This is a genomic window from Aeromonas finlandensis, assembly GCF_000764645.1.
Taxonomy (GTDB): domain Bacteria; phylum Pseudomonadota; class Gammaproteobacteria; order Enterobacterales; family Aeromonadaceae; genus Aeromonas; species Aeromonas finlandensis.
On sequence record NZ_JRGK01000138.1, the window covers coordinates 1 to 6,936 of the forward strand.

A 6,936-nucleotide genomic window follows, 5' to 3' on the forward strand; every position below is an offset into this window, starting at 1 on the left:
CAGCCATACTGGGTGCGGCTGCGATTGACGGCGCGGCCACCGGGCTCGGAGAGCGACACTCTATAAGCCACCTCCAGCGGCCCGAGGGCGCGCACCCCATCGAGCTCATCTTGCAGCGAAAAAGTCCCCTGCCCCTGCGCATTGAGGGTGAGACTCCGCGGCTCGAGATCCTTGGCCTGCTCGGCGAGCAGCACATCCCCCAGAGTGAACTCCTGCCATTGGGTAAAGGGCATGGTGGCGCGGCTTAACTTCACTTCCGCCTTCGCCTTGGTTGCACTGGCTGGCGCACCGTAGAGATAGTCCCCTTGCAGCGGCAGGGTGAGTGCCTGTTGCGGGGTCAGCAATTCCCCATCCGGCCCCTTGCCAAGCTGCAGTTTCAAGCGCTCCGGCAAAAACTCCTCCACCAGAAAAGGCCACTCGAAGCGACTGCCGGCGGCGGTCTTGAGGCTAATGGTCCAGCGCCCCAGCGGCGCATCATCCGGCAGACGCAGGCCGTAGTGGGCTGCGCCAAGATTGTCCGGTAGCAGCCGCTTTTGTTCGAGCAGCTGGCCGTCCGGCTGTTTCACCTCCAGCTCCACCGCCATACCCGGCAGCAGTTGGCCATCTTGCCCCTTGAGCAGGATCTCGCTGTCGAGTCGCTCGCCGGGGCGATAGAGGTCGCGCCCGCTAAAGAGATACAACTGCTGGGCCTGCCAGGGCTGGGTACCGAGATCGAAAGTGGAGAGATCGAGCGCCGCGCCATCGAGGCGCAGCACCGCCAGATGGTTGCCCTGTTCGGCCAGCAGCAGGCGAGCACCCTGCACCTGATCGAAGCGACGATGGCCCTGCAAATCCGTGGTTTGCACCTGCAGCCGGTTGCCCTTCTCGTCGAGCAGGGAGAGCTGCACATCCTTGAGGAGGTCGGCGCTGGCCAGCGAGCTGACGAACACCTCCAGCTGATCGCTGTAACGGCGGGCACTGAGCCCCATGTCGCTCACCGCGAAATAGGTGGTCTCCTTGCGCCAGTCATAGTTGCCAAGGGGGGACATCACCGCAAAGTAGACGCCAGCCTCCGCCAACTGCGGCTCTTTCACGTTAATAAGGCGGGTCTCGCGCCGGTTGGCATCGAGCTCCAGCGCGTAGCGGCCACTGAACACCCGCTTGGCCCGCTTGGTGATCTGCTCAAGCTCCCAGTTGCCCATGCCGGCACCGGGGCGATACTCGGCCAGAAAACGGGGCAGATATTCGGCATCGACCCTGAAGAAGTCGATATTGACCTCATCCACGTTGACCGCGCTGATGGGCAGGCGCAGCTCGTCGCGCAGCGGCAATACCATGCCGCTGGCGGTAAAAGAGGCTCCCGCCTCCAGCGGCCGGGTCTTGAGGGTCCAGCTCTGGGGGGATGGGCCCAGCCCCGACTTGAGGCTCACCTCGTAGCTTTTATCGGGCTGGACGTTCGGGAAATAGAGGGTGCGGCCATCTTCGGCGAGGATCCACTCCCCCTGCACCTGTTTGCCACCTTCACTGACCCCGAGCCAGCTCTGCCAGTTTGCCTTGGGCACCAAGGGGCCGGAGAAGACCAGCGCCAGCGCCGGGGCATCCCGATATTGGCGGGCATTGGCTTGCACTACGGCGCTTGGTACGCCCGCCTCTTGCTGGGCAGCGAGTTGCGTGGTCGGCCCATTGGTTGTGACATGAGTGACAGGCTTGTCAGGGCCGCAACCGGCCAGCAGCAGACCAACCAGCCCAGAGAGCAGCAGGGCCGACCAGCGGGGGCGCAAAACGCCGGTTCCAGCGGTAGAGCGGTGAGAAGCAGAGGGAGAGTCGAAGAGGCGCATAGGTTCCATCCCGAGTTGGAGCGCTGCAAGCGCAGCGTGGCAGGAAACAGGATAAGGCATCCTGCTCACCCGACACAAAGCTCATTACCCGGATAGGCACAATTGAGCGCCTCTGCTGCACAGTAACCCCCTTGCCCACTGATTCAGTGCGGCAAGGGTTGTCACCTAGTCGTGGGTGGTCTCGTTCTTTGCCCCGCCTTTAAACCAGCGAAACAGGATGGCCATGACGGCCGCCAGAAACAGCACCAGCGAGGTGATCAGCAGGGCCCGGGTCAACAGCTCGCTGTGGTGGAGGAAGAAAGGGGTATTCATCGCCAGCTTGCCCACCAAACTCAGACAAAGTGACCAGAGCACGGCGCTGGCAAAGCTGGCCACGCACATGCGCACCAGGCTCAGACGGCCAATCCCCATCAGCATGGGGGTCAGCACCCGCACGAACGGGATGAAACGGGAGGAGAACATCGCCAGAAAACCGTACTTTTTCAGCAGCCGGGTCGCCTTGGGCAGGCTGTCGGAAGGCAACATCCGCTTGATATGATCCATAAAACGGGTGCGCTGCAGTGCCCGTCCCTGCCAGTACGCCAGCACGGATCCCAGCCCTGCCGCTAACGGCAGATAGATGAGCGTCACTTCCGTCCCGAGGACGCCCATTCCCACCAACCCGCCGGCCAGCAGCACCAGACTGTCCCCCGGCAGGGGCAGGAAGACAAATGCGGACTCCAGCAACAGTACCAGCATCAGGCAACTGATAAGCAGTGGTACCGCCTGCATCTGAACCAGGGCGTCAAAATCCTGATGCCAAATGGCCATCAGCATATCCAGCATGTCACTCTCCCTACTACACGGTTCATCATGAACGAGGCAGGGGTTATAGCACCCATCCCCTGAACAAAACGTTAATTTTGTCCGGCGCAGGAAAAAAAGTGTGTCGAAATGTTGCTACGGTCGATGGGGCTGTCGTTCGATAACGACAGCCCCAGACAGGGTGCTCACTCAGAAGACAGGATGTGGCTCCTCGATAGCAGCCATAGTACTCCGTTGTCGGATCTCTCGTACCAACATGATAGAGATGATCGAACCAGCAAAAGCAAAACAAGCCATGATGCCAAACACGACCTGATAACCCAGCAGACCGCTGTATTTATCAAGCAAATTGCCATAAAGGCTGAAGCAGAACATGGCCGGAGCATAACCAATGAAGCTCCCCATCGCCATCGCAGAACCTATGTGCTCTTCCTTGATTTTTGCCTCCCCGATAGGGGCAAAAAAGACCGCTCGCTGGGTAAACACCACGGCACCAAAGCCCAGAGTACAAGCCATCCCCAGATAGACAGGCATCTGTTCGTGAGGCAACACGATCAGCAGAACCAAGACCAGCGTGCTGACGATAAAGCTGTAACAGAGATAACGGCTGGGAGATTTCAACACTTTATCGGCAATGATCCCACCGATGGGTCCACCAACCATCTTCAGGCAATATTGATTGATGATGCCATAGGCCCCTACCAGCGCCACCGGCAGGGCATAGACCTTGCTCAAAAAAGGAATGAAGAAAGTAAGACCGCAATAGACGGAATAAACACAGAAGATGTTCAGCGCGATCAACCACACCAGCTTGTTCTTCAGCACTGAAGAGATCCCGGAGGTATTGTCCTTCACTTTGTTCTCGTCCCGGACCCGCTCCTCATCATTCATTAACAAGAAAATGCCGATACCAACCACAATCACCACGATGGAGTAGAACAGAATCCCGGCCCGAAAACCGGCCATCGTGCTGCCAAAATAGGTGAACACACCCAGAGCGCCAAAAGCGATGATGGTATCTACCAATCCGCGGCCAGTTTCAAAGAAACCGAACAACCTGCCCTGTTGGGTATTATCACCCAACGTGCTGACCGACTTGAGCAGAACAGGCCAGTTTAACATGTCACAGGTGACGCCGAATAATGCCCACACCAACAAAATACTCCAGTAACCAGGCATGGTCGATAAATATAAACCAAGCAGGCCAGTGGCCGTCAATGAAAATGACATGGTATATTTCTTTGGCAATTTATCCGCAAAATAAATAGAAAAGAAAAAGCCTATTGTCGCTACCATCGAGTTCACCGACATGGCATTACCAATTTGTCCATTGGTTAGATGGAAATATTCCTGCATTGGAATATAAAAAGCGTCTTTTAACGAAGGTAACTTATATATTGTGCCACCGCACAGTGTGAGCAGGCTAAAAATAGCCCATCTCTTTTTAGTGAGCATAATAGAATCTCTTGGCTGATGTTAAAACAACTGCAATGGGGTTTTATTTACTAAGAATCTCTTTAGCCTGTGCAACCAGCTTGTTCAAAATGGCCCTGACATATTCAATCTGTTTGAGGGCATCCTGCTTTTCTTGTGCTAAACGCAGGGATAATTGTTCCGGTGCTGGCAAGGGGGTTTCACTCATTTCTCGCCATGGGATCCAGGGGTCATTACCCTCATCACTAAAACGGAAGGCTGGAGCATAATAATCTACCTCCTCCTCCATCCCATAAGCGACTACCTGTGGCTTCTCATCCCCCAGACAAATCAGCTGTTTTAGCATCTCCTCAAACGGCATGTCTCCGGAACCCGATGCACAGGCTATATGCCCCAATCCTGTCCCTTCCTGAACTATCTTGGCATCCTTGATGTGCACATGGGTGATCAGTGGTGCCATGATATCCAATGCCTCCAACGGTTGCTCATTGGCATTGATCATGTTACCGAAGTCAAACAACAGGGAGAGAGATGCAATACCACTCTCCCTGACCAATTGCACCAGTTCACCAGACTTCAAGTCCTCGTGCTGTTCGATGGTGAAAGTCAGTTGACGATGGCCGTGCTGCTGACGAAGATGAGCCAAATCTTCCCGGATCCTCGCCAACACAACCGACAGATGCCCCTCATAACGGGGGTAGAAGCGCAACGAGGTGGCTCCTATTTTTTCCGCAACAGCCACTGCTTCATCGATCTCTGCAGGGGCTGAAGAGCTGATCTCCAGATTAATATCCAGCCCAAGTTGCTCAGCCTTGTGGCGAAACGCGGCCAACTCATCGTCACTCATCTGTTGCAGAGAACGGCTCTCCCCATCAAGAATATGTATTTTAACGCCGTGCAAGTGCTGCTGATGGGCAATATCCAGTAAATCAGCAGGTAATATCTGCTCCATGCGCATGTTCATATGATAAGAATAGGCATGTAGATAAAGTGGCAACCGCGCATGCCGCTCGATAATTTTTTTAGCCTGATTTATATTCATTTCAATCCCTCACAAATTAATCACAAAATCTACAGTCTCAAATCGCCAATATTCAATATCGATATGCACAACCACATCGTTCGCATTGGCTCGGTGTTTTTCCACGAGGATAGCGGGGGAGCCTGGCGCACATCCCAAATGCTTGCAAACATCACCATTCATTCTGATTGGACGAAATGTCAGATGCTTTGTTTTCACGTTTTGTGCAAACCGTGTCAACCATAATGATTGCAAAGACTCATTTCCAATGTATTCGATAAAATCAGGTGCATACTCTGGGTTGATATATGTTTCATGATAAAACACTTTATGATCATCCAGTGCCCCCCATCCAGTTATCTGATAAACAGCTTCACTCTCACCGTTAAAAAAAATATCAGCAAGTCGCTCATCATATTCATAGATCTGCGTCTTTGCCAAATAACCCCAACTGGGCACCCGCCCCTGCTCCTCGGCTGAAATGCGAAAACTGGAGGATGAGTTTGGGTTGTATATAAATCTGGCCGGAGTCATAAACCAGCCCCGACGATCTTTTCTAAAAATGCATGAGTCTGACTCAAGGCTCAATAAAGCCTGTCTCAGCGTCATTCTCTTTACCTTGAGCACATCACATAACTCGCGCTCGGATGGCAACTTGCATCCGGGTGGAAGCCTGTTTTCTGCAATCCACTTATCTAGGGCAACTTTGGCTGCCTCGACGGTGTGTATGGGGTCTGACATCGAGCCTTCTTTATTGGTTTAAACCAGATTGGAAAGCACCTTACTATCTCGCCCCCTTAACCAGCAACCGCAGACTGAACTCATGATGCCAAAGTGTGATTTCACTCCCAGAGAAAATGCATTTTTCGACGTACCGAGCAAAAAATTGCAACTTTAATTGAACATTAAAAGATGTATTAATGTGCAAAAAAAGGTGTGGATAATCTCAAGGCAGGTTTCTACCAACGCCAGTAAACGTTCGATTGACTATCCATCATGACAAGATAACATCCATTGAAATAGGGGTTTATGGACGTTATCGTCTCGTTTCAACAGGCGGGGATTCAGATCAGACAGGATTTCATATTGAGGCAATAAACCAGCCCTCACATAGCTAACTTTATGGAAGGGCTGGCAAAAAATGCAAAAAAATTTACTACTAGGTGGCCATCTGCCAGGTTTTAAAGCCGCCGGAGAGATTCTTCACTTTAAAGCCGTGCTGACTCAGTAGGCGGCAGGCGACATGGCCGCGCAGCCCGACCTGACAGCTGATCAGCAGCTCTTTCTCCTTGGGCAGCTCATGGAGGCGACCACGCAACTCGTCGAGGGGTATATGCAGCGCCCCCGGAATGCGACCCAGCTTGTCGAGTTCGGGGCCGTTGCGCACATCCACCACCAGCTGATGGGGGTTACCAGCCTGCACCTCGGCCACGTGGCAGAGCAGGGTGTCCCCCTTCAGGTGATTGCTCGCCACAAACCCGGCCATGTTGATCACATCCTTGGCCGAGCCAAACGGCGGCGCATAGGTGAGTTCCAGATCCTGCAGGTCAAACACCGTCAGTCCGGCACGCAGGGCCACCGCCAGCACATCGATGCGCTTGTCGATGCCATCCTTGCCGATGGCCTGGGCGCCGTAAATCTTGCCATCTGGGGCAAACAGCAGCTTGAGGCTGACCGGGTGGGCGCCGGGGTAGTAACCGGCATGACTGCCCGGGTGGACATAGACCTTCTCGAACGGCAGACCCAGCTGCACCAGACGTTTTTCGTTGAGGCCGGTGCTGGCCACCGCCAGATCGAACAGCTTGCAGATGGCGGTCCCTTGGGTCTTCTTGTAGGTTTCGCTTCGGCCCAACATATTGT

General features: G+C 54.1%; 6 protein-coding genes. All 6 read right to left on the minus strand.

Annotation, left to right across the window (positions count from 1 at the left end; all coding sequences use genetic code 11):
* The coding region (locus LD28_RS0111490; RefSeq protein WP_033137111.1) for an MG2 domain-containing protein at positions 1–1,817 on the minus strand (1,817 nt) is incomplete at its 3' end.
* A gap of 165 nt (positions 1,818–1,982) precedes the next feature.
* Complete coding sequence (locus tag LD28_RS0111495) at positions 1,983–2,642, minus strand: DedA family protein (RefSeq protein ID WP_033137107.1); 660 nt, start codon at positions 2,640–2,642, stop codon at positions 1,983–1,985.
* Positions 2,643–2,810: 168 nt separating this feature from the next.
* Positions 2,811–4,076 (minus strand): MFS transporter, encoded by a 1,266-nt coding sequence (locus tag LD28_RS0111500; RefSeq protein ID WP_033137108.1) that lies wholly within the window; start codon positions 4,074–4,076, stop codon positions 2,811–2,813.
* Positions 4,077–4,119: 43 nt separating this feature from the next.
* Complete coding sequence (locus tag LD28_RS0111505; protein ID WP_033137109.1) at positions 4,120–5,097, minus strand: sugar phosphate isomerase/epimerase family protein; 978 nt, start codon at positions 5,095–5,097, stop codon at positions 4,120–4,122.
* Positions 5,098–5,106: 9 nt separating this feature from the next.
* Positions 5,107–5,817 (minus strand): GntR family transcriptional regulator, encoded by a 711-nt coding sequence (locus LD28_RS0111510; protein WP_033137110.1) that lies wholly within the window; start codon positions 5,815–5,817, stop codon positions 5,107–5,109.
* A 418-nt stretch (positions 5,818–6,235) separates the two neighbouring features.
* Positions 6,236–6,936 (minus strand): rhodanese-like domain-containing protein (locus LD28_RS0111515; protein WP_033137112.1); only part of this gene is annotated, 701 nt, incomplete at its 5' end.

What these genes read in the sequence shown, in the direction of transcription:
- LD28_RS0111510 (WP_033137110.1), bottom strand. Translation starts at nt 5,817, where the DNA reads ATGTCAGACCCCATACACACCGTCGAGGCAGCCAAAGTTGCCCTAGAT.
- LD28_RS0111500 (WP_033137108.1), bottom strand. Translation starts at nt 4,076, where the DNA reads ATGCTCACTAAAAAGAGATGGGCTATTTTTAGCCTGCTCACACTGTGC.
- LD28_RS0111505 (WP_033137109.1), bottom strand. Translation starts at nt 5,097, where the DNA reads ATGAATATAAATCAGGCTAAAAAAATTATCGAGCGGCATGCGCGGTTG.
- LD28_RS0111495 (WP_033137107.1), bottom strand. Translation starts at nt 2,642, where the DNA reads ATGCTGGATATGCTGATGGCCATTTGGCATCAGGATTTTGACGCCCTG.